At 47.5% G+C, this 23057-nt stretch carries 21 protein-coding genes, 2 pseudogenes and 1 other annotated feature; of the genes and pseudogenes, 9 read left to right on the top strand and 14 right to left on the bottom strand.

The genetic code is table 11. The annotated features are described in order from the left end of the window. Positions 1–82: 82 nt before the first annotated feature. The 7 genes from cyoE to ACKPVM_RS14845 form a co-directional block, all read right to left on the bottom strand. A complete protein-coding gene (cyoE, locus tag ACKPVM_RS14815) occupies positions 83–973 on the bottom strand; it encodes a heme o synthase (RefSeq protein WP_409310156.1) in 891 nt (296 codons plus the stop codon). Between the two features lie 14 nt (positions 974–987). Further along, positions 988–1320, bottom strand: coding sequence for a cytochrome o ubiquinol oxidase subunit IV (locus ACKPVM_RS14820; RefSeq protein ID WP_409310157.1), 333 nt, complete (start codon positions 1318–1320; stop codon positions 988–990). Next, positions 1317–1934, bottom strand: a complete 618-nt coding sequence (locus ACKPVM_RS14825; RefSeq protein ID WP_409310159.1) for a cytochrome o ubiquinol oxidase subunit III — start codon at positions 1932–1934, stop codon at positions 1317–1319. Before ACKPVM_RS14825 ends, ACKPVM_RS14820 begins: the two co-directional genes overlap by 4 nt. Further along, positions 1924–3915 (bottom strand): cytochrome o ubiquinol oxidase subunit I, encoded by a 1992-nt coding sequence (cyoB, locus tag ACKPVM_RS14830; protein ID WP_409310161.1) that lies wholly within the window; start codon positions 3913–3915, stop codon positions 1924–1926. The genes ACKPVM_RS14825 and cyoB overlap by 11 nt, the downstream gene beginning before the upstream one ends. A 4-nt stretch (positions 3916–3919) precedes the next feature. Further along, a complete protein-coding gene (gene cyoA / locus ACKPVM_RS14835; RefSeq protein WP_409310163.1) occupies positions 3920–4882 on the bottom strand; it encodes a cytochrome o ubiquinol oxidase subunit II in 963 nt (320 codons plus the stop codon). Positions 4883–5296: 414 nt separating this feature from the next. Then, positions 5297–6781 (bottom strand): muropeptide MFS transporter AmpG, encoded by a 1485-nt coding sequence (gene ampG, locus ACKPVM_RS14840; RefSeq protein WP_409310165.1) that lies wholly within the window; start codon positions 6779–6781, stop codon positions 5297–5299. 62 nt (positions 6782–6843) lie between these two features. Continuing rightward, positions 6844–7422: a lipoprotein gene (locus tag ACKPVM_RS14845; RefSeq protein WP_409310166.1), complete on the bottom strand. Its 579-nt coding sequence runs from the start codon at positions 7420–7422 to the stop codon at positions 6844–6846. Positions 7423–7745: 323 nt separating this feature from the next. Between ACKPVM_RS14845 and bolA the strand changes: the two genes are divergently transcribed. Both bolA and tig read left to right on the top strand, forming a co-directional pair. Beyond that, positions 7746–8060 carry a transcriptional regulator BolA gene (gene bolA, locus ACKPVM_RS14850; protein WP_409310168.1) on the top strand — a complete coding sequence of 105 codons (315 nt, stop codon included), beginning with the start codon at positions 7746–7748 and terminating at the stop codon, positions 8058–8060. A 301-nt stretch (positions 8061–8361) separates the two neighbouring features. Then, a complete protein-coding gene (tig, locus tag ACKPVM_RS14855) occupies positions 8362–9666 on the top strand; it encodes a trigger factor (RefSeq protein ID WP_409310169.1) in 1305 nt (434 codons plus the stop codon). Positions 9667–9769: 103 nt separating this feature from the next. Here tig and ACKPVM_RS14860 read toward each other — a convergent pair whose 3' ends face one another. Together ACKPVM_RS14860 and btsR are read right to left on the bottom strand one after the other, a co-directional pair. Beyond that, the gene (locus tag ACKPVM_RS14860; RefSeq protein ID WP_409310171.1) at positions 9770–10123 is read right to left on the bottom strand and encodes a DUF2799 domain-containing protein; all 354 of its coding nucleotides are present in this window, start codon (positions 10121–10123) and stop codon (positions 9770–9772) included. Between the two features lie 46 nt (positions 10124–10169). Continuing rightward, positions 10170–10886: a two-component system response regulator BtsR gene (btsR, locus tag ACKPVM_RS14865; protein ID WP_409310173.1), complete on the bottom strand. Its 717-nt coding sequence runs from the start codon at positions 10884–10886 to the stop codon at positions 10170–10172. 218 nt (positions 10887–11104) lie between these two features. On the opposite strand from btsR, the gene ACKPVM_RS14870 reads away from it, so the two are divergent. The 4 genes and pseudogenes from ACKPVM_RS14870 to ACKPVM_RS14885 form a co-directional block, all read left to right on the top strand. Then, positions 11105–12175 carry a 3-deoxy-7-phosphoheptulonate synthase gene (locus ACKPVM_RS14870; protein ID WP_409310175.1) on the top strand — a complete coding sequence of 357 codons (1071 nt, stop codon included), beginning with the start codon at positions 11105–11107 and terminating at the stop codon, positions 12173–12175. Between the two features lie 6 nt (positions 12176–12181). After that, positions 12182–13303, top strand: coding sequence for a bifunctional chorismate mutase/prephenate dehydrogenase (gene tyrA / locus ACKPVM_RS14875; protein WP_409310177.1), 1122 nt, complete (start codon positions 12182–12184; stop codon positions 13301–13303). Positions 13304–13655: 352 nt separating this feature from the next. Next, complete coding sequence (locus ACKPVM_RS14880; RefSeq protein WP_498044283.1) at positions 13656–13904, top strand: site-specific integrase; 249 nt, start codon at positions 13656–13658, stop codon at positions 13902–13904. Positions 13905–13970: 66 nt separating this feature from the next. Further along, positions 13971–14201: pseudogene (locus ACKPVM_RS14885) on the top strand (transposase); the annotation flags it as partial. Between the two features lie 18 nt (positions 14202–14219). Here ACKPVM_RS14885 and ACKPVM_RS14890 read toward each other — a convergent pair. The 5 genes and pseudogenes from ACKPVM_RS14890 to bamD form a co-directional block, all read right to left on the bottom strand. Continuing rightward, a complete protein-coding gene (locus tag ACKPVM_RS14890) occupies positions 14220–14909 on the bottom strand; it encodes a hypothetical protein (protein ID WP_409310179.1) in 690 nt (229 codons plus the stop codon). Between the two features lie 86 nt (positions 14910–14995). Beyond that, a pseudogene (locus ACKPVM_RS14895) lies at positions 14996–15331 on the bottom strand (transposase); the annotation flags it as partial. A gap of 83 nt (positions 15332–15414) precedes the next feature. Further along, positions 15415–16575, bottom strand: a complete 1161-nt coding sequence (gene pheA, locus ACKPVM_RS14900; RefSeq protein WP_409310181.1) for a bifunctional chorismate mutase/prephenate dehydratase — start codon at positions 16573–16575, stop codon at positions 15415–15417. Positions 16576–16603: 28 nt separating this feature from the next. Further along, positions 16604–16730 (bottom strand) — a sequence feature (Phe leader region). A 198-nt stretch (positions 16731–16928) separates the two neighbouring features. Continuing rightward, the gene (raiA, locus tag ACKPVM_RS14905; RefSeq protein ID WP_409310183.1) at positions 16929–17267 is read right to left on the bottom strand and encodes a ribosome-associated translation inhibitor RaiA; all 339 of its coding nucleotides are present in this window, start codon (positions 17265–17267) and stop codon (positions 16929–16931) included. 299 nt (positions 17268–17566) lie between these two features. Next, positions 17567–18301, bottom strand: coding sequence for an outer membrane protein assembly factor BamD (gene bamD, locus ACKPVM_RS14910; protein ID WP_409310185.1), 735 nt, complete (start codon positions 18299–18301; stop codon positions 17567–17569). A 133-nt stretch (positions 18302–18434) separates the two neighbouring features. Between bamD and rluD the strand changes: the two genes are divergently transcribed. From rluD to clpB, 3 genes are all read left to right on the top strand, one after another. After that, on the top strand, positions 18435–19412 hold the full coding sequence (rluD, locus tag ACKPVM_RS14915) for a 23S rRNA pseudouridine(1911/1915/1917) synthase RluD (protein ID WP_409310187.1): 978 nt from the start codon (positions 18435–18437) through the stop codon (positions 19410–19412). Between the two features lie 7 nt (positions 19413–19419). Beyond that, the gene (yfiH, locus tag ACKPVM_RS14920) at positions 19420–20145 is read left to right on the top strand and encodes a purine nucleoside phosphorylase YfiH (RefSeq protein WP_409310189.1); all 726 of its coding nucleotides are present in this window, start codon (positions 19420–19422) and stop codon (positions 20143–20145) included. Positions 20146–20278: 133 nt separating this feature from the next. Further along, positions 20279–22852 (top strand): ATP-dependent chaperone ClpB, encoded by a 2574-nt coding sequence (clpB, locus tag ACKPVM_RS14925; protein WP_409310191.1) that lies wholly within the window; start codon positions 20279–20281, stop codon positions 22850–22852. The last annotated feature ends 205 nt before the right edge of the window (positions 22853–23057 follow it).

Consider the following 23057-nt stretch of genomic DNA (forward strand, 5'->3'; position numbering starts at 1 on the left):
AATAAAAGAAAAACAAGCGGAGATCCGCTTGTTTTACATAGAGATGTGATGCTGAGCTATATCTGGCATGAAAACATGCAAATTAACGCAGGTAGGTTAGCAATGCTTCATGCGCTGGTGCCATGGAGTCAACAGACATCATCACACTCAGCGAGGTGATGGCGACGATGGAAAACACAAACAGTTTTCTGGCCCATACGCGATCATCATTGGCGTTTTTATAACCTGATAACGCCATTCCCAGCCACCATACGCTTACCGCTGCGGCAACGACCAGGTATTTATAGCCAGCGTAGCCACCTAAAGACAGCATTAACGTGGCAATCATAAACGCAAGAATATAAAGCGTAATATGATTTTTCGCGACGGAAATACCTTTAACAACAGGCAACACAGGAATATTGGCAGCCTGATAATCTTTGAAACGGAAAATGGCAATCGCATAGGAATGAGGCATCTGCCACAGGCTGAAAATCAGCAGTAGAATCAGCGCACCTGCATCAAACTGGTTACTGACTGCACAATAGCCGATAACCGGTGGCGCAGCGCCAGACAGGCTACCAATCAATGTGCCATAAACCGAATGGCGCTTCATATACAGGCTATAAACACCGACATAAACCACAAACCCCATCACCGCTAGCCACATGGCCAGCGGGTTGGCTGCGATATAGAGCAGTGCGAAGCCTGCAATACCCAGCAATGAAGCGTAAACCAGCGTTACCTTCAGTGAAATCAGCCCCTTTACCAGGACGCGATTCTTGGTTCTCTCCATTTTTTTATCGATATCGCGGTCAATCACGTTGTTAAACACACAACCAGACGCAACGACCAGCGATACCCCAACGAGGGTGGCGAGAAACAGTGGATAATCAATGCTGCCTTGAGCAGCAAGGAGAAATCCGCCGATAACAGAAATTAGATTACCAAAAATAATTCCTGGTTTAGTGACTTGCAGGTATTGCTTAATCATCTTTTACGGCTCTGTTACTGGATCATCATGTTGTGGTGCGCGCTCATCATAATCCAGATGGAGCCCACGACGACAATCGCGATAATCAGGACGGTAAACACAAGGGCCACCACATTCCACCGTTGTTCTGACGACGTATTCAAATGCAGGAAGTACACCAGGTGCACCACGATCTGAATCACTGCACATCCCAGTACGGACAGAAGAATGATGTTATGTGACGCTGAACCGGCCATCACCATACCGAAAGGAATGACTGTCAAAATTACCGACAGAACAAAACCTATCAGATAGGATTTCACGCTACCGTGACTGGCGCCGGCATGATCGGTTGTTGAATGACTCATGACATTGCCCCCAACAGGTAAACAACAGTGAAGACACAAATCCAAACGACATCAAGGAAGTGCCAGAACAAACTCAGGCACATCAAGCGCGTTTTGTTAGTCGCAGTCAGGCCACGCTTAGAGACTTGAACCATCATAAGGGCGAGCCAGATAAGGCCGCCGGTAACGTGGATCCCATGCGTACCGACCAGAGCAAAGAAAGCGGACAGGAATGCACTGCGATCTGGGCCATACCCTTCCGCGATCAGATGATGGAACTCGTAGATTTCCATCGCGATAAACGCTAAACCGAACAGGAAAGTCAGCCCCAGCCAGACATTGACCTGAGACTTATTCCCCTTGTTCATTGCGATCATCGCCATGCCATAGGTGATACTACTGAATAGCAGGGCGAAAGTTTCTACCAGAACAAAGGACAGATTGAAAATGTCCTTTCCGCTTGGACCACCCGCTGTGCCATTAACCAGCACAGCATAGGTCGCAAACAGTGACCCGAAAATAATCAGGTCACTCATCAGGTAGACCCAGAAGCCGAATACCTTGGTGGCACCTGTATCATGATGCCCATGCTCGGCATGGGCGGCGTTATGGTTAGTCAGAGTTTCAGTTGACATGTTTCAGGCCTGCTTTGCTGAGTTGATCAAAGTTCTGATTCTCAATTTGCTCAATTTCCTTAACCGGAACGTAGTAATCCACATCTTGATTAAAGCTGTGCACAATCCAGGTCACAATGATTCCGGCGAAACCGACAATTGCCATCCACCAAATATGCCAGATCATGGCAAAACCCAATACCAGACTGAATGCAGAGATCATTACACCTGCACCGGTATTTTTCGGCATGTGGATCTCTTCATAACCAGCAGGTTTTTTATAGGCTTCACCTTTCTCTTTGGCATCCCAGAACGCGTCACGTTCATGGACGTGAGGTACGGTAGCAAAGTTGTAGAATGGAGCAGGCGATGAAGTTGCCCATTCCAGTGTCCGTCCATCCCATGGATCCCCAGTCAGATCGCGGTTCTGATTGCGATCACGGATACTGACGTAGAACTGGATAACCTGACACAGCACGCCAAGACCAATCAGCAGCGCACCGAAAGAGGCAACCATCAACAATGAATGGAATTCAGGGTTAATTTGCTGACTCAGGCGACGCGTCATTCCCATAAAGCCCAAAATATAGAGCGGCATAAAGGCAACGAAGAAGCCGATGATCCAGAACCAGAACGCACGTTTACCCCAGGTTTCATTCAGGGTGAAACCAAAGGCTTTCGGGAACCAATAAGTGATACCGGCAAAACATCCGAATACTACGCCGCCAATGATCACGTTATGGAAGTGCGCAATGAGGAACAGACTGTTATGCAGAACGAAGTTTGCACCAGGAACGGCTAGCAAAACACCGGTCATCCCACCGATGGAGAAGGTGATAATAAAGCCGGTCGTCCATAGCATGGAGGAGTGAGGCTGAATGCGTCCCTGGTACATGGTAAACAGCCAGTTGAAAATTTTAACCCCGGTAGGGATTGAAATGATCATGGTGGCAATACCAAAGAAGGCATTAACGTTCGCGCCGGACCCCATGGTGAAGAAGTGGTGTAACCAGACGATAAATGACAATACGGTAATCGCTATGGTTGCCCATACCAGTGAGGTATAGCCAAACAGACGCTTTTTACAGAATGTGGCGACCACTTCTGAGTAGATACCGAACACTGGCAACACCAGAATATAAACCTCAGGATGTCCCCAGGCCCAAATCAGGTTGATGTACATCATCATGTTGCCACCCATGTCATTGGTAAAGAAATGGGTGCCGAGGTAACGGTCAAGCGTCAATAGCGCAATGGTTACTGTCAAAATCGGGAATGCAGCGATAATCAGGACGTTGGTGCACAATGCCGTCCAGGTAAATACCGGCATTTTCATCAATGTCATACCCGGTGCGCGCATTTTCAAGATAGTCGCAAAGAAGTTAACACCAGTTAACGTGGTCCCTACACCGGATATCTGTAAACTCCATATCCAGTAATCTACCCCGACGCCGGGACTGTACTCCTTACCGGAGAGCGGTGGATAAGCGACCCATCCGGTTTGAGCGAATTCACCGACGCCCAAAGAGATGTTGATCAGGATAACCCCTACCACGAACAGCCAGAAACTCAGTGAGTTCAAGAAGGGGAAGGCAACATCACGTGCGCCAATTTGTAGCGGCACGACGAGGTTCATCAATCCCACTACAAACGGCGTAGCGACGAAGAAAATCATGATCACGCCGTGGGCGGTAAAGATTTGATCGTAGTGGTGAGCGTTGAGAAAGCCTTCATACCCGGCAGAGGCGAGGGCCTGCTGACCACGCATCATGATGGCATCGGCAAAGCCACGGATCATCATCACGAGACCGACGATGATGTACATGATACCGATTTTCTTATGGTCTACGGAGGTGAACCATTCAGCCCATAGCCATTTCCACTTACCGAAATAGGTGAGTGCTGCCAGCAGTGCGAGGCCACCGACAATGATTGCCGCCACGGTGACCATAATAATGGGTTCATGATACGGAACCGCATCGAGTGTAAGTTTTCCGAACATCGTATTATCCCTCGGCTCCTTGGTGCGAGCCATGCCCGCCCATGTTCATACTCTCATTGTGTTGCATGTTTTCGTCGTGCTTCATGCTTTCACCATGAGGGTGCATGTTCATGTTGTCGCCTGTGAATTTGCGAATAATATTATTGAACAAATCCGGTTGAACGCTGGAGTAGTGTTCTACAGGATGGAATTCACTAGGCTGGGCCAGTTTGTTGAATTCATCCATGTTATTAAGCGTCTTGGATGACGCACGGACATTGGCAACCCACTGGTCGAATTCTTGCTGGCTTGGTGTAGCAATGGCAGTGAATTTCATGCCGGAGAAGCCTTTCCCGCTGTAACCACCGGAAATACCATCATATTTGCCAGGTTCGTTGGCGATCAGGTGCAGCTTGGTCTGCATACCGGCCATAGCATAAATTTGCCCGCCAAGACGAGGGATGAAGATGGAGTTCATCACTGAATCGGAGGTGACTTTAAACGCAACAGGGGTATTTGCCGGGAAAGCCAGTTCATTGACGCTGGCGATACCCAGATCCGGATAAATGAAGAGCCATTTCCAGTCGAGTGAAATCACTTCGACATTAATTGGCTTCACGTCGGATTCCAGCGGTTTGTACGGATCAAGCGAGTGAGTCGTTTTCCAGGTAATCGTAGCAAGAATAACGATAATGATAATTGGTACTGTCCAAACAACGGCTTCAATTTTGTTGGAATGTGACCAATTCGGGGTGTATTTCGCCTTTTCGTTGGAAGCACGGAACTTCCAGGCAAAGGCAATCGTCATAATGATAACGGGAACGACAACGATCAACATCAGCCCGATTGCTGTCAGTATTAACGACCGTTGCTCTAACCCGACCTGTCCTTTGGGATTCATCAATGCCATATCGCAGCCGCTAAGTAGCGCCGTGGCTGCAAATAAAGACAACATCCCAAAAATTTTATTGTATTTCCTGAGTCTCATCTAGCGACCTCAATAAAAAGGGCTCTATTGTCATTTCACGCGAGCGGGCATTTTACGGGAAGGTTACTGTACTGTAAACATGATTGATGGTATGTCAGCCTATTGTTGCTGTTTTTTGCCTTGATTGTCACAAAGATAACGCAAAAATAAAAAATAATTTAAAAAACAGCAAATTAAAACGTCATACAGATGGAAGTATGGATGGATAATAAAAAATTACAACTGAGTGCGAATCTTATTTTCTAGCGAGGTGTCATTTTTTATCCGGGGAAAAAGATCATAAAACGAAATTAGCGTGAAAAAATATTAAGCGCGATGAAATAAATGTTTTCCTCATACGATTATAAAGAGAAAAATAATTTAATAAGGGGATAAATGCGCAGGATAAGTCGCATCATACCCACAACGTTCCGTTTACTGTGCTCTTGCGTGAGGCGACCTTAATGCGAGGTAGTCCAGCAGGCTACCTAATAAAACCCCTAAAAGCGCCAATCCGCTGCCAGCCAGCAGCAAGTATTCAGCGATAAAGGCTGGAATGTTCCATCCTAGAGCATCGATGATTAACAATATTAGCCACAATCCCATTAAACTTGCGCCGACGGTGAGCATGCGCAGCGCGTTCTTATAATAGGTAGGGAAACGGGTGCGCAATTGAAAATCATCGGTTTTTTGCGTGAACTCCAGAGTACTGCGACATACCAGTAAGAGAAAAAGTCCCGGTAGTGCTGCAATAATGGAAAAGAGGTAAAACCACGCCCATCCGTAGAGTTCGACAAACCAGCCTGCAATCGGACCGACATAAACACGCCCCACGGCCGAAAGGGCTGATAACAAGGCAAACTGGGTGGCTGAAAATGACTTGTTGCACAACGTCATTAATAGTGCCACGAATGCCGCTGTTCCCATCCCTCCGCACAGGTTTTCAAGGAATACTGCGCTGGCCATTGAGAAGAGGTGTTTATCGGTGATAGATAAAAGCCAGTACCCGGCATTGGATACGGCTTGAAGAATGCCGAAGATCATTAAAGCCCGAAACAGCGTTAAACGCTGCATCAGTAAACCACCATAAATGGCACCGATGATCGTAGCAAGCAGCCCTAATGTTTTGTTTACCAAACCGACATCGCCCGCGTTAAAACCGACCCCTCGGATGAGAAACGTTGTTGTCAGGCTGATAGCAAACGCGTCACCTAATTTATACAGAACGATAAGTAGCAAAATAAGCCAGGCATTATTACGAGAAAAAAAGTCTCGTAATGGCGCAACGATCGCTTGTTCCATCGATCGCGGTACTGGCTGAGTATTATGTGGTTCCGGTGCCAGCCATGTAGAGATGACGCCGATCAGCATGAGTCCGGCCATAAGCCAGTATGTTGCTTGCCAACCTAAAAATCGGTCGGCTATCCATAATGCTAATCCGCCTGAAACCAGCATCGCCAGTCGGTAACCTAGTACTGAGGTTGCTGCACCCGTTCCACGTTCTTCAGGGGGGAGCAGATCGGTTTTATAAGCGTCGAAAACGATGTCTTGTGATGCTGAGAAAAAGGCAACAAGAACAGCGAGTGCGGCAAGCCACCAAAGATCGCTGGCCGGATTCATGAACCCCATGCAGATAATGGCGGCGATGAGGGATAGCTGGCTTAGCAGTAACCAACCGCGTCTACGCCCCAGAAAAGGTGGGGTGTAGCGGTCCATCAGTGGTGACCAAAGGAATTTGAAGACATAGGCTTGCCCGACAAGGGAGAAAAAGCCGATCGTTTTCAAATCAACATTTTCAACGGTCATCCAGGCTTGTAACGTGCCGGAGGTTAACGCCAGCGGTAGCCCTGATGCGAATCCAAGCAGCAACAAAAAACGCGAATTACGTTGGCTAAAGAGAGTAATAATACGACTAAACATGGATGGCCCTTTCCGTTGCATCACGGTGTGAGTCCGTGCGCAACGGAAGCGGATTGAAATGATTAACGCGCGTTTGTCTTGATAAACTCGCTGACGCTGGTGTCTTGTGCCATGTCATTAATAACATCACTTAGCACCGTATTGACGGCGTTGGTGATTTTTTCATTGGTGGCAGTGAAAGCGCCCTGGACGTTATAAGTGGAGCGGTAATTTTTCACTTGTTTATTGCCGTTTGCCGCCTGAGACAGGATAGAAATATCAGCTTTAGTCGTAATGTTGTAACGCAGGTTACCTTCGGATACGTCAGCGTACAGATGATTGACGACGATCTGTAAAGCTACCGGGCCACCGGTTCCCATCATGTATCCGCGGGCTGTCATTTGTTTTTCCAGTGCTTCTTGCAACAGGAAACGTAAATCGCGTGAAGGTGTCAGGGTGACTAATTGGCCCTCGCGATTCACTTTCGCCAACGCTTGATCAGCTCGTTGGTCTGCGCCGTTAATGCTGATGGTGACGCCCATCAAGGTTGGATCCTGTGATGGCAGCGTAATTTTCGGCGTAACGTTCAGTGTGTTTGTGCTTGCAGCGCATCCTGCGAGCATCAGCGCAGCCAGAAGAGGGAAAAATAGTTTTTTTAACATTCGTATTTTCTCAAAAATGATTAAGGTGGTTAGCTGATAAGAATTCTTGGTATCATATCATCGCCGCCGACGGGGAAAAGAGCTGAATTGAGGTAAATTATCCTGAAATGCCTCTTTTTTATGTCTATAACCCAGTGGAAATCGTTTTTATCACATCAACGACATTGATGATATGCCAGCCGATGACATTTATTCACTGCCAGCCTCTCTATTATTGATCATAACAGCTTGAAAAACGGCTAAGATTGAAGTGATTCGAGGATTTACAGTGACAGGAATGTTGAGCTGGTACCAAACTTTTTAAAACTTGAAAGGGCTGCCGTATGATGCGTGAAACGATAGAAGAAAAATTGCGTGTGGGGTTTGGTCCCGTCCACTTGGATGTGAGTGATGAAAGTTATCGTCACAACGTTCCGGCAGGTTCAGAGAGCCATTTCAAAGTTGTTATCGTTAGCGAGCGCTTTGTGGGGGAACGAGTGTTGGCTCGTCATCGCGCTATTTATGCCGTGTTGGCGACGGAATTGGCGAGTACGGTGCATGCGCTAGCGTTGCATACTTATACGATAAAAGAATGGGACAGTTTGCAAAATGCTGTACCTTTATCTCCCCCATGTGGTGGGGCAGGCATACTGTCCTGAGTGTTAAATATGGCTCGTTTTGAATCTTTTTGATGCGGGTCATTCATAAAAGTGTGAATCGCTCGTTGCAATAGTCTTTCTGCCGTCCTCGACTCATCCTATCTATATCGCTATAATGCCGCGTCTATTTTTCCGGAATGTATTCGGGACGCTTCTGACTACAGGGAACGGGGTCTGGTCATGCATAACCGTCCCGGTTCTGTGGGATTTTTTCAATCATGCGATCGTGATTGAGATAAGCTTGCTGTTGTGAGAATAGTTTTGGGGTTGACCGAGCACTGTGATTTTTTGAGGTAACAAGATGCAAGTTTCTGTTGAAACCACTCAAGGCCTTGGGCGCCGTGTAACGATTACCGTTGCTGCTGACAGCATTGAGAGCGCAGTTAAAAGCGAACTGGTCAACGTGGCCAAAAAAGTACGTATCGACGGCTTCCGTAAAGGTAAAGTGCCGATGAATGTTGTTGCTCAGCGTTATGGTGCCTCTGTGCGTCAGGATGTGCTGGGTGATTTGATGCAGCGTAATTTTGTCGATGCCATCATCAAAGAAAAAATTAATCCGGTTGGCGCACCGAACTATGTTCCGGGCGAATATACCGTGGGTGGAGACTTCACTTACTCGGTTGAGTTTGAAGTGTACCCTGAAGTTGAATTGAAAGGTCTGGATGCGATCGAAGTTGAAAAACCGATTGTAGAAGTGACTGATGCTGATGTTGACACCATGCTGGAAACGCTGCGTAAGCAACAGGCGACCTGGAAAGAAGTGGATCGTGCCGTTGCTGCTGAAGACCGCGTAACGTTGGATTTTACCGGTTCTATTGATGGTGAAGCGTTCGAAGGCGGTAAGGCTTCTGACTTTATACTGGCGATGGGGCAAAGCCGCATGATCCCTGGTTTTGAAGAGGGTGTTGTAGGTCATAAAGCGGGTGAAGAATTTACGATTAACGTCAACTTCCCCGAAGATTACCACGCTGAAAATCTGAAGGGTAAGGCGGCAGCGTTCGCAATTGTTCTGAAGAAAGTTGAAGAACGTGAATTACCAGAACTGACTGAAGAGTTTATTAAACGTTTTGGCGTAGCGGATGGTTCTCAGGAAGGTTTGCGTGCTGAAGTTCGCAAAAATATGGAACGTGAACTGAAAGGCGCTGTTCGTAACCGCATTAAGACTCAGGTTCTGGATGGGTTGGTTAATGCGAATGAAATCGACGTGCCTGCTGCATTGATCGATGGTGAAATCGATGTACTGCGTCGTCAGGCTGCACAGCGTTTTGGCGGTAATGAAAAGCAAGCGCTGGAATTGCCTCGTGAACTGTTCGAAGAACAAGCTAAACGTCGTGTGGTTGTCGGCCTGCTATTGGGCGAAGTGATCAACACGAATGAACTGAAAGCTGACGATGCGCGCGTTAACACGTTGATCGAAGAGATGGCTTCTGCTTACGAAGATCCGCAGGAAGTTATCGAGTTCTATGGTAAAAACAAAGAGCTGATGAACAACATGCGTAACGTTGCGCTGGAAGAGCAAGCGGTAGAAACCGTACTTTCCAAAGCGAAAGTCGTTGAAAAATCAGTGAGTTTCAATGATCTGATGAATCAAACTACGACTGCATAAGTTTATTACGTCTCTCGAATGTTTTGATTATTATCAGCGGACATCAGATATCCGCTGATAATAAAATAAATCCCACGGCCAGATTGCGTGGGATTTATTCTACCTAGTGCGGTAAATTTTGCTGCCATTGGGCTCTTAAGTGTTCTGCATCAGCAACACCATCGCAACTGGCAGGAAAGTTCTTGCCCGATTGACCCCATTCCTTCATGTTGGCTGAATGACATAAATTAGCCTGCCCTGCACTATAGCCGTGTAAATAAGTCTCTCGATCGATTTCCGGATTGCCAAACCACTCTTGCAAAGGCGCATTGTCTTTCACCACCTTGCCCGACATGGCGTCCTGATAACCGGTATCATACCAAAAGGATACTTCTCCTTTAGCTGGCTGAGGCGGAAGATGGTTTTGGCAACCAGTAATAAAAATGATGACAGCCAAAAAGTAACTGTATTTCATCATGAAACCTTTTATGCGTTGATATTTTTATCATAAGCGCGTTTTGCTTTTATGCGATACCCAGTTTTTCTTTTAATACTTTCAAATACCGACGGCTAACGGGAATATGTTTTCCCGTGTGCGTTAAGACTTCTGCGGCACCGTTTTCCATGAGTTGGATTTCTTTCAGTTGCTCGGTGTTAACCATATATTTTCGATGGCATCGTATAAACGGTGTTTTTTCTTCTAATGTCTTCAGCGATAGCTGGGTATAACCCGATTGGCTTATTCCAACCACATGTACGCCACTGAGTTCAGAGCTGAAGTATTCGACTTCATCGATCTTAAGTAAAAAAATCCGATTATGCCCGGTACAAGGAATGTGCCGAAGATAAGGTTCAGTAATGATTTGTACGTTTTTGTTTACACTTATTCCGCGGCGTAAACGATTCAGGGTTTTGGTCAGTCGTTGGGCGTCCAGCGGTTTAAGCAAATAATCAAATGCATGTTCTTCGAAAGCACGAACAGCGTATTCATCATAAGCCGTGACAAAGACAACATAAGGCATATTTTCTGGATCCAGCATGGCGACCAATTCCAACCCGCTGATTTTTGGCATCTGTATATCCAGAAAAATAACGTCGGGTTGCAGGCGATGAATCGCTGGTATTGCCTCAAGAGCATTACTGCACTGGGCAATGATAGTGATATCCGATTCCTGTTCCAGCAATAGAGACAGTTCCTCTCGTGCCAGTTGTTCGTCGTCAATAATGATTGCTTTCAACATCGTTCCCCCTTGTTGGCCTCATTCTACCATTATTCGTGTGAGTGATTGGAGCGTAGAAGTAGGAGCGGAAATCAGGATGAATTCAGACTTGATGAGTTAGTTTTGATAGTGGTAAATTTAAATTACACTTGTGTATTGAAAATTTTACAGTCTGTGATAGTGTGATAAATACAACGCATAGCTTGCGACTTACTACCGTACTCGTCAGGAATATCAACATGCAGAAAGATTCACTCAATAACATTAATATCAGCGCAGAGCAGATTCTGATTACCCCAGAACAGTTAAAAGAAAAATTTCCTCTTAATGATAGGGAACAAGCAGCAATTACTGAGGCTCGCAAAACGATCTCCAACATTATTCACGGGCGTGATGATCGTTTACTGATTGTCTGTGGGCCATGCTCTATTCATGATACTGATGCGGCCTTGGAATATGCTCGTCGTTTGCAGACGTTAGCTGCCGAACTGAGTGATCAACTCTATATCGTTATGCGGGTGTATTTCGAAAAGCCTCGTACCACAGTGGGATGGAAGGGGCTAATTAACGATCCTTATATGGATGGCTCTTTTGATGTCGAGGCTGGCCTGCATATCGCGCGTAAATTATTGCTTGAGTTGGTTGATATGGGATTACCCATCGCGACAGAAGCGTTGGATCCTAATAGTCCGCAATATTTGGGCGATTTGTTCAGTTGGTCTGCAATCGGTGCTCGTACCACGGAATCACAGACACATCGTGAAATGGCATCGGGTCTGTCAATGCCCGTCGGCTTTAAAAATGGAACTGACGGTAGCCTAGGGACTGCAATCAATGCCATGAGAGCGGCGGCCATGCCACATCGTTTTGTCGGAATTAACCAGACCGGGCAGGTTTGTCTGTTACAGACTCAGGGAAATGCGGATGGTCATGTGATTCTGCGTGGTGGAAAAAAGCCAAACTACAGTGAACAAGATGTCGCGGCGTGTGAAAAACAGATGAAGGAAGCGGGACTGAAGCCAGCCCTGATGATAGATTGTAGCCATGGCAACTCCAATAAAGACTATCGTCGCCAACCGCTTGTGGTTGAATCTGCCGTTGAGCAGATTAAGGCGGGGAATCGTTCTATTATTGGTTTAATGCTGGAAAGCCATCTCAACGAAGGTAGCCAGTCTTCAGAACAACCTCGTTCTGACATGCGTTATGGTGTTTCCGTCACCGATGCTTGCATCAATTGGGAAAGCACCGAAGTGTTGTTGCGCTCAGTACACCAGGCACTTGGCGCACGAGTAAAACATTCAGGAGAGTAATAAGCTATGGTAGCTGAACTGACCGCATTACGTGATCGAATAGACGAAGTGGATAAAGAGTTATTGGCACTGTTATCACGTCGGTTACGTTTAGTTGCAGAAGTTGGTGAAGTGAAAAGTCGGTATGGTTTGCCGATTTATGTTCCCGATCGTGAAGCGGCGATGTTGAGTTCTCGACGTAAAGAAGCCGAGCAGTTAGGCGTTCCTCCTGATCTGATTGAGGATATATTGCGTCGGGTTATGCGTGAGTCCTATTCCAGCGAAAATGATAAAGGGTTTAAAACGCTATGCCCGGCACTTCGTCCCGTCGTTATCGTTGGTGGGCGCGGTCAAATGGGCCGATTATTTGAAAAAATGCTGACGTTATCTGGTTACCAGGTCAACATTCTGGAACAGGATGATTGGCCTCAGGCTGAGAGCTTACTGTCTGAGGCCGGTATGGTTATTGTCAGTGTTCCGATTCATGTCACGGAGCAAGTCATTGCTCGTCTGCCTAAGTTGCCAGCGGATTGTATCCTCGTTGATTTGGCATCAGTAAAAAATGGTCCATTACAAGCCATGTTAGCGGCTCATCAGGGACCGGTACTTGGTTTACATCCGATGTTTGGCCCGGACAGTGGCAGTCTGGCTAAACAGGTCGTGGTCTATTGCGATGGGCGCCAACCCGAATCTTATCAGTGGTTGTTGGAACAGATTCAGGTATGGGGGGCCCGTCTGCATCGTATCAGTGCGGTAGAACACGATCAGAATATGATGTTTATTCAGGCATTGCGCCATTTTGCAACGTTTGCATATGGGCTGCACTTGGCGGAAGAAAACGTGCAACTAGAGCAGTTGCTGGCGCTTTCATCTCCGATCTACCGGCTCGAATTGATCATGGTGGGGCGCTTGTTTGCTCAGGATCCGCAGTTATATGCTGACATCATCATGTCTTCCGAAAATAATTTGTCGCTGATTAAGCGCTATTATCAACGTTTTGGCGAAGCGATCGAACTACTGGAACGTGCGGATAAAGCAGAGTTCATCAATAGTTTTAAGAAGGTTGAGCATTGGTTTGGCGACTACGCAAATCGATTCCAATCTGAGAGTCGAACGTTATTGCGTCAGGCTAACGATATTCGCCAATAAGTGATCCAGATAGGGTGATATAATCTAAAGATGCCATTTTGCTATTTATGCAGAATGGCATTTTTTATTTCACCATGACTCCAGTACCGAACTTCGCTGGACTACGGCATGGCTATATACATCATATTTATCAACGGCTTAGTAGGGTTCGTCATATGCCGGTGTTTTCTGAAATTTGACCCAGCTTCCACCTGCTTGGCTCCCAACAGGCTCCTGGAAATCGGGTCTTCCGAGGAGTCATCATGGCGAAAATCAAACTCACCAAGTCCGCAGTCGATGCGGCACAAGCCCATGCCGCCATGTGCCTATGTACCCGAACGGCAAGGCGACTCACCTCATCAGCGATGAGGTAATGGGCAAGTTGTTTCGCTACCTTGACCAGTTGGAGGCGGAAGGACTGGAGCATGCAGTGATCCCGCTGGCCATTCGCCTGCAATTCGAGTTTGCCGCTCGTCGCTCCGAAATCATTGAGCTTCAATGGGATTGGATTGATCTGGAAAACTGGCGGGTGGTGTGGCCTGACAGCAAAACAGGCGGTATGTCCAAGCCCATGAGCGAAGAAGCCTATCGGCTTCTTTCAATCGCCAACCGGCTTTGTTGAATAAATCGAACGTTGAGCAGAAATCAGGATCAGAGCCCTATCTTCTCTGACAGCGCGTAGCGAATCATGCCAAAGCAAAAATTCAAGATTACTAATTGGAAAACCTATAACCACGCACTCCGCCAACGGGGTTTGCTGACTGTCTGGGTCAGCGACGACTCTACTGCTGCATGGTACGGTAAGGCACAACCAGAGCGGCGCGCCAGACTGCTGCGCTACACGGATACCGCTATAACCACTGCGCTGATGCTCAAAAGCGTTTTTCACCTTACGCAGCGGGCGTTACAGGGCTTTATCCAGGGACAAACCAAAGCTTTACGGGCGATGGGGCGCGTTTACGAGTTCAGCCCAATCCCCTTGCAAAATATCGGCGGATAACGGCGTATCAGACCGATGATGATTGCCGGGTTTATAAGGCGCACCATACATGTCCCAATCAGTCATCGGACTATGACCAAACTCAGGATACCAACCGGTCTGAATTTTTACGGCCAGCACTGGCCGTGTTAATTCTCGGCAGGCGGATAATGCCGCATCCAGTGGTTGACGTTCAATATCCGTCGCAACGGCCAGCATCAGACTATAGGCGTAACGGCAATCTGCTTGCTCCTGGCCTGATACCAGCTCATTTTTAATAGTCAGATATACATCTGGCGGGCAGTTTTCTTTCTGGCAAACTCCAGGGCCAGGCACCCAGACACTGGCGCACTGAAACTGCCATGCCACTGATGTTTCAGCGGTTAAAGGCGAACCATGCGTCCATTTCTGATGCGCTTTACTATTCCAGCCTAACGGCCCAAAACGAATATAACTGTCATTGGGTGAACAACCTGAAAAACTATCCAATTGTGTCATGCGTATTGATGTGCGCCCTCTTGAACTTGCCATTAACGGATTAAGAACCGGCTCCAATTGCTGCCAGTTTTCCCAGCGCCAAGGAACAGGCGCATCCGGTGCCGCCAGAAACAAAAACACATCGTATTGCCTGGTTTTAAACGTCAACATAAAAGTCAGTTCCTCATGTCACTGCGACAAATGCAGTTAACGTCGGGTAAGTGTTCCATTAACCGGAACCATATCAAGATTAAGCCGCGGGCCTCCCGCTCTCGCCATTGTGCTCGCAGGCGATCATGTATCTGCTCGAATTTGCCTTGAGCGCTCCAGCGGCGAAAGGTTCGATAGACGTTCTGTCAGCGTGGGAAATGCTTTGGCAGCATCCGCCAGGAGCCGCCGCTACGTACCACATAGCAGCAGGCATCGACCACGTTTCGCCGGCTAATATGTGGCGGCAAGCCTTGACCACCTTCGTTTTCGAAAAGATCGCGTACCAGCGTCCATTCAGCATCTGTCAGGCAACTGGGATACGTTTGCTCTGACTCCAGGCGTCGATGAGCGTCGGTATATCCGTACCGGGCAGAGCCGGGCTCCGACCCCTCCACCGCCTCATCGCTGGGAACACGCTCTTTGTCGGCTATCACGGTGTAACGTTGAAAGATGCGTAAGATAGTTTTTATTCTGTAGCGTTAACAGGAACGACGTTCTCGCTAGGATAACAGCCAAGCACTTTCAGGGAGCGAGTGATTGCAGTTAACTCCTTTAGGGCTTTCTGCATTGCGTCGCTACGTAGATTAGCCTGTACATCGATATAAAACATTTCTTCCCATGGATTGCCGTGGATTGGGCGCGACTCTAATTTGGTCATGACAATACCATGATCGCGTAACACCAGAAGCGCTTCAACTAATGCACCGGATTGTTGACCCGTTGCCATAATCAATGTGGTTTTGGCTGGGACTTGTTCTGTTACGTCGATAGGCTTACGAGCGAGAACAATAAATCGAGTAATATTCTGCGATTGATTTGCCAGGTTGTGTTCCAAAACCTGTAATTGATAGAGCATTCCTCCGGCTTCACTGCCAAGCGCGGCAACCTTAGGAGAATTAAGCGCAGCTACTTTTTCCATTGCCGCAGCGGTACTTTCGCAATATTCAATTTTCCAGTGAGGGAAGCGATTGATGAAATGGCTGCACTGCTGAAAGGGTTGTGGATGGCTATAAACGGTTTCGATCTGTTCCAGGTGAGTATCTGTTGCCACTAAGACACAATGGTTAATTGGGTTGCTTAACTCGCCGACAATCGAGAGACCGGTGTGCTGCAACAGGTCATAGACATCGTTAATCGAACCTGAACTGGTGTTTTCAATCGGTAGCACGGCATAATCGGCCTGGCCTGTTTCCACCATATTGAAAATGTCCTGAAATTTCTGACAACCACATTCGATGAGTTGCTCGAAATGTCGGGCGGCATACTGACGTGCAGCCAGATGAGAATAGGAGCCTTTAGGGCCAAGAAATGCCACGCGAGCGGAATGAGGCGTTGTCTGGTTAAGATGATGCTGTAAGAGAGCCTGTTGCGTGAGGACTGAATCTTCAATAATTAACTGGAACAACCGGGTAATATAGTGTCCATCAAGATGGTGTTTTTTCCCGGCAATCGCCAATTTTTCGAGCAAATCTCGTTCTCGTTCTTTATCGCGGATGGGGCGATGAGAATGCAGCTTACTACGAGCTACCTCTAGCGCTAACGTCCGTCTTTGCGCCAATAACTCCAGCAGTTTTAAGTCAAGCTCACTGATGCGCTCTCGTAGTACCAGTAGTGGATTATCGCTCATTATTCTATTACCCGTGTATTATGTTCTTATAAAAAAAGCCTCCTTTTGCAGGAGGCTTTTTTGTTCGTCTTCGTATTCTTACTCTTATGACGAATCGCCTCCCAGATTAGGGGAAGAAGAAAAAGAATACGAAGAAAAACGGTGAATGGTTCATGTTGGCCTGATATGTAATAAACATGTATCTCATTGTATAGAAGGTAAAGGTAACTGTTGGCTTTTCATCCTGTCAATACAAAATCACTGAGAGTTCTATCGTATGATGGATAGCGTTGATATTTTAACCTTGAAAAAGAAGATGCCTATTATGCAAAAACGCGCCATTAGGCGCGTTAGATAGCCATCAATGTAAAGGATTATTCCTCTTGGGGGATTTGCAAATTAGCGTCTTTAACGCTGGTGGCCGCTCGACGGGCTTCTCCTTTATGCTGCACTTTATCTAATTGGCGCTCAAGCTTAGTAATTAGTTCATTGATAGCGGCATACATATCTTCATGTTTGGCACTGGCGACCAACGGCCCATTTGGCGTACTGATTGTGGCATCAGCAACGAACCCCTGAGGTTCTTTTGACAAAATGATGTGTGGGTTAATCAGATGGGCTTGCCACTTATCCAGTTTAGAAAGACGGTCTTCGACATGCTGACGTATTGCGGGGGTAATATCCATTTGCTTACTGGTAATATTGATAGTCATATAACTTACCTCTCTGCCTATGTCCGTCTTGGATAATTTCAGCATACCGTGAGTTGAGACAAAATGCGTGATACCGATCTCTTTTTTTTGTCACTTTTTGTCAATAAACCATGATTTGTGAGCGTGCTGAAGGAATCAAAGAGAAGTGCTTGAGGGGCGACATCGGCTATGTCATTATCGAAAAGATCTGTTGTCTCATATCTGATTGTTCTGTTTTTTTCCTTCTTTCCTTAACCTGTGTCGATAATAAAAACGGCAACCTAAGTTACCGTTTGATCTGTCTTGCGTCAGGTCATGATTTATGACGGATTTGCCGCGATGATTTGGGCAACCTTGTCAGCCTGAGCCACGAGTTGGAGCTCACGATATGCGTTTTCCATTAGCGGTAGCGCATCTTTTGTTGCTTGCGTATCTGGGTAATCACGCAGCATTTGCTCCACGCGATTAACTACTGCCACATAAGCGCTACGTTTCGTGTAGTATTGCGCGACGGAAAGTTCATATTTGGCCAGACGTTCTTTCAGGTAGACCAGACGCTTGTTAGCGTCAGTTGCATACTGGCTGCTTGGATAACCCTGAATCAGTTTGCTAAAGTCCCGGAAAGCGGCGCGGGCATATTGAGGATCGCGATCGGAGCGATCAACGCCAAAGAAGCCTTGCAGAGCGCTGTCGTCCAAAGCCATATCTGTCAGGCCGCGCATGTATAAGACATAATCAACGCTGGGGTGTGTCGGATTTAATCGCAGAAAGCGATCAATCGAGGCCTGTGCTAGCGGTAATTCAGCGGATTTGTAATAGGCATAAATCAAATCCAGCTGTACCTGCTGTGAATACGGGCCAAAGGGATATCGGTTATCCAGTGCTTCCAACTGCGTGATGGCTGCTCTAAAGTTGCCGTCCTGCAATTTCTGTTGAGCATTGGCATAGATTTCAGATGGCGGACTATCAGGAACCGCATCCTTGGAATTGCTGGAGCAACCAGCCAGCGCCAGGCTCAACGTGGCGGCAGCCACCAGATATTTCATACGCGTCATGACGTTTTGATTATCCTCAGAGTGTTATTCCGGGAGACTGTCCGTTAAGCTCCCGATTTAGACCAGCTACAATAGTACATTATTTTAAACGGCATCGCCGTGAAAACCCAACGTTAACGAAGAAGCTGCAACTATGGCACAACAAGTACAACTCACCGCAACGGTGGCCGAATCTCAACTCGGACAACGTTTAGATCAGGCTTTGGCCGAATTGTTCCCTGATTATTCACGATCTCGTATAAAAGAGTGGATTCTTGAGAACCGGGTACAGATTAACGGCAATGTCACTAATAAGCCAAAAGAGAAAGTGTTGGGCGGCGAATTGGTGGCAATTGATGCGTTGATTGAGGAGGAAGTCCGGTGGGACGCGCAGGATATCGCGCTGGACATCGTCTATGAAGATCAAGACATTATCGTGATTAACAAGCCTCGGGATTTTGTCGTTCACCCCGGCGCGGGTAATCCAGATGGCACGGTTCTGAATGCGTTACTACACTACTACCCTGAAATTGTTGACGTTCCTCGTGCAGGTATTGTGCACCGACTTGATAAGGATACGACGGGTTTAATGGTTGTGGCAAAAACGGTGCCAGCTCAGACTCGTTTGGTGGAATCCTTGCAGGCGAGGGAGATTACACGCGAGTATGAAGCGGTTGCGATTGGTAATATGACGGCAGGTGGATCGGTTGATGAGCCAATTGCCAGACATCCAACGAAACGTACCCATATGTCTGTTCATCCAATGGGGAAACCAGCGGTGACACATTATCGCATCATGGAGCATTTTCGATCACATACCCGTTTACGGCTTCGTTTAGAGACGGGACGTACTCATCAGATTCGTGTTCATATGGCCCATATCAATCATCCTTTGGTCGGTGATCCGCTATATGGCGGTCGTCCTCGCCCTCCCAGAGGGGCTTCCGATGATTTTATTAGGGTTCTCCGTGGGTTTGATCGTCAAGCTCTGCACGCTACCATGCTGCGTCTCTACCATCCCATTAATGGAATACAAATGGAGTGGCACGCGCCTTTGCCGCAAGATATGGTCGATCTAATCAATGCATTAAAAACAGATACTGAAGCGTATCAGGATCAACTTGACTGGTGATGAGACAATGCTGATATATCCTGACTGGCCTCTACCGGAAACTGTCCGGGCGTGTAGTACCACTCGTCATGGCGGCGTCAGCCTGCCGCCGTATGGTACGCTTAATCTGGGAGGTCACGTCGGGGATGCGCCTGAAAATGTGGTGTTGAATCGACAGATTCTGGTGGATAGCGCCGAGTTGCCTTCTGCACCATATTGGCTGGATCAGATCCATGGTACGGACGTGATTCGTATCGGTGAGACATTGCCACATTCTGTACAAGGCGATGCGGCTTATACCAATCGTAGTGGTCAGGTTTGTGCCGTGATGACGGCTGATTGTCTGCCCGTATTATTTTGCTCTATTGCTGGAGATGAGGTTGCCGCTGCTCATGCAGGATGGCGTGGGTTGAGTCATGGCGTATTGGAGACAACACTTGCCAATTTTCAGGCTAAACCTTCTCATATCATGGCGTGGCTGGGGCCAGCTATTGGTCCGGATACCTTTGAGGTTGGTCCGGAAGTGCGAGAAATCTTTCTTCAGCACGATATGCGAGCAGTATCTGCGTTCAGGCCTAATGGTGAGAAGTTTTTTGCCGATATATACCAACTCGCACGATTGCGTTTGCAGTCCTGCGGAGTGACGCAAATTTTTGGCGGAAATTTTTGTACCGTGAGTGAACCGCAAAAATTTTTCTCTTATCGGCGTGATGGTGTGACTGGCCGTATGGCAAGTTTAATCTGGCTGATATAACCTATTGAATTAAGACGGTCCATGACAAGTAACGTTTAAATCCTGTCACTGCTGGCAAAATAACCTTGAATTTTTTGAGGGATGACCTCATTTAATCTCCAGTAGCAATTTTGACCAGTGTATGGGAGGAGTTATGCGTCTGGATCGTCTTACCAACAAATTCCAACTTGCTCTTGCTGATGCTCAGTCTCTCGCCCTCGGGCGCGACCACCAGTTTATTGAACCACTTCATTTGATGAGCGCTTTGCTTAATCAGGATGGCGGAACGGTTGGTCCACTTCTGACTGTTGCGGGAGCTAATCTTAATCATCTGAAAGCCGAAATTAACCAGGCAATCACGCGTTTGCCGCAGGTTGAAGGCACTGACGGTGATGTCCAGCCTTCAAACGAGTTAGTCCGCGTATTGAATATGTGTGACAAGCTCGCGCAAAAGCGTGGCGATACCTTTATCTCATCGGAACTTTTCGTGCTTGCTGCTTTGGAGTCTCGCGGCACGTTGGGGGATATATTGAAAAAGGCGGGTGTTACGCAGCAAGGTGTAACAAACGCGATTGATCAAGTGAGGGGAGGGGAGCAAGTGAACGATCAGGGGGCTGAAGATCAGCGCCAGGCATTAAAGAAATTCACGATTGATCTCACGGAGCGTGCTGAACAGGGAAAACTCGACCCTGTTATCGGGCGTGATGAAGAGATCCGCCGTACGATTCAGGTTCTACAACGTCGTACCAAAAATAACCCTGTGTTAATCGGCGAACCCGGCGTGGGTAAGACCGCGATAGTGGAAGGACTCGCCCAGCGTATCGTTAATGGTGAAGTACCTGAAGGCCTGAAAAACAAACGTGTACTATCGCTGGATATGGGTGCGCTGGTGGCCGGTGCGAAATACCGTGGTGAGTTTGAAGAGCGCTTGAAAGGCGTGCTCAACGATCTGTCTAAGCAGGAAGGCAGCGTCATTCTGTTTATTGATGAACTCCATACGATGGTCGGCGCGGGTAAAGCCGATGGCGCGATGGATGCCGGCAATATGCTAAAACCGGCGCTGGCTCGTGGTGAGCTGCATTGCGTTGGTGCCACAACATTGGATGAGTATCGACAATATATTGAAAAGGATGCGGCGCTTGAGCGGCGTTTCCAGAAGGTGTTTGTCGCGGAGCCTACCGTGGAGGATACCATTGCGATTCTGCGCGGCCTGAAAGAACGTTATGAATTGCACCACCATGTACAAATCACTGACCCGGCGATTGTTGCGGCGGCCATGCTGTCTCATCGCTATATTGCGGATCGTCAGTTACCGGATAAAGCCATCGATCTTATTGATGAGGCGGCATCCAGCATTCGTATTCAGATTGATTCGAAACCTGAGCCGCTCGATCGGCTTGAGCGTCGAATCATCCAGTTAAAACTGGAGCAGCAGGCGCTGAAGAAAGAGTCCGATGAGGCCAGTCAGAAACGACTTGAACTATTGAATACTGAACTTGAGCAAAAAGAATGGGAATATTCTCATCTTGAAGAAGAGTGGAAGGCTGAGAAGGCATCCCTAACTGGTACACAAAATATTAAAGCATCGCTGGAACAGGCAAAAATTGCGTTAGAGCAGGCTCGTCGCCAAGGGGACTTGGGACGCATGTCCGAATTGCAATACGGAAAAATTCCTGAGCTGGAGAAACAGCTTGCTGCGGCGACTCAGCAGGAAGGAAAAACGATGCACCTTCTGCGTAATCGTGTCACCGATGCTGAAATCGCTGAAGTATTGGCCCGTTGGACCGGGATCCCCGTTTCTCGCATGTTGGAAAGTGAAAAAGAAAAATTATTGCGAATGGAAGATGAGTTGCACCAGCGTGTGATTGGGCAGAATGAAGCCGTCGAAGCGGTAGCGAATTCTATCCGTCGCAGCCGGGCAGGGCTATCTGACCCTAATCGTCCAATTGGCTCGTTCTTGTTCCTTGGTCCAACAGGCGTCGGGAAAACGGAACTTTGCAAAACATTGGCGACGTTTCTCTTCGACAGTGACGACGCCATGGTTCGTATCGACATGTCTGAGTTTATGGAGAAACATTCGGTTTCACGTTTGGTTGGTGCACCTCCTGGCTATGTGGGGTACGAAGAAGGCGGCTATCTGACGGAAGCGGTTCGACGTCGTCCTTATTCGGTCATCTTGCTGGATGAAATCGAAAAAGCACACCCTGACGTGTTTAATATCCTACTTCAGGTATTGGATGATGGTCGTCTCACTGATGGGCAGGGGAGGACGGTCGATTTCCGTAATACGGTAGTCATCATGACGTCAAATTTGGGATCTGACCTTATTCAGGAACGTTTTGGTGAGCGTAGCTATACCGAAATGAGAGATATGGTTCTTGACGTCGTTAGCCATAGCTTTCGTCCTGAGTTTATTAACCGTATTGATGAGGTCGTGGTCTTCCATCCGTTGGGTCGGGGGCATATTACGTCGATCGCACAGATTCAGCTTCAGAGGCTATACAAACGTCTTGAAGAGCGGGGATATAGTGTCACGATTACAGATGCGGCTTTGGATATGCTCGGGGAAGTCGGGTTTGATCCAGTCTATGGTGCTCGTCCGCTTAAGCGGGCGATACAGCAACTGATAGAGAACCCACTTGCTCAACAAATGTTGAGTGGGAAGTTGATACCGGGTAAACCGATCACATTAGATGTTGAAGGTGAGCAGATCGTTGCGCGGCAATAAGTATGTGAGTTAAACGGTAAGTGATAAGCGGGTGCATTCATTAATGGATGCACCCGTTTTTACACAGTGAGCTTGTATTATGTTCATTTTTTGTGTGTTAAGTATGCTAAATGGTGTCTTTTGGTTTGTTTTTGAACGGTTGGGAAATAATTTGCATTTAGCGCTTGTCAGGCGGCGAGAAGTCCCTATAATGCGCCTCCACTGA

The sequence above is a fragment of the Pectobacterium hainanensis genome (assembly GCF_046237015.1).
Lineage (GTDB): Bacteria > Pseudomonadota > Gammaproteobacteria > Enterobacterales > Enterobacteriaceae > JBJYIN01.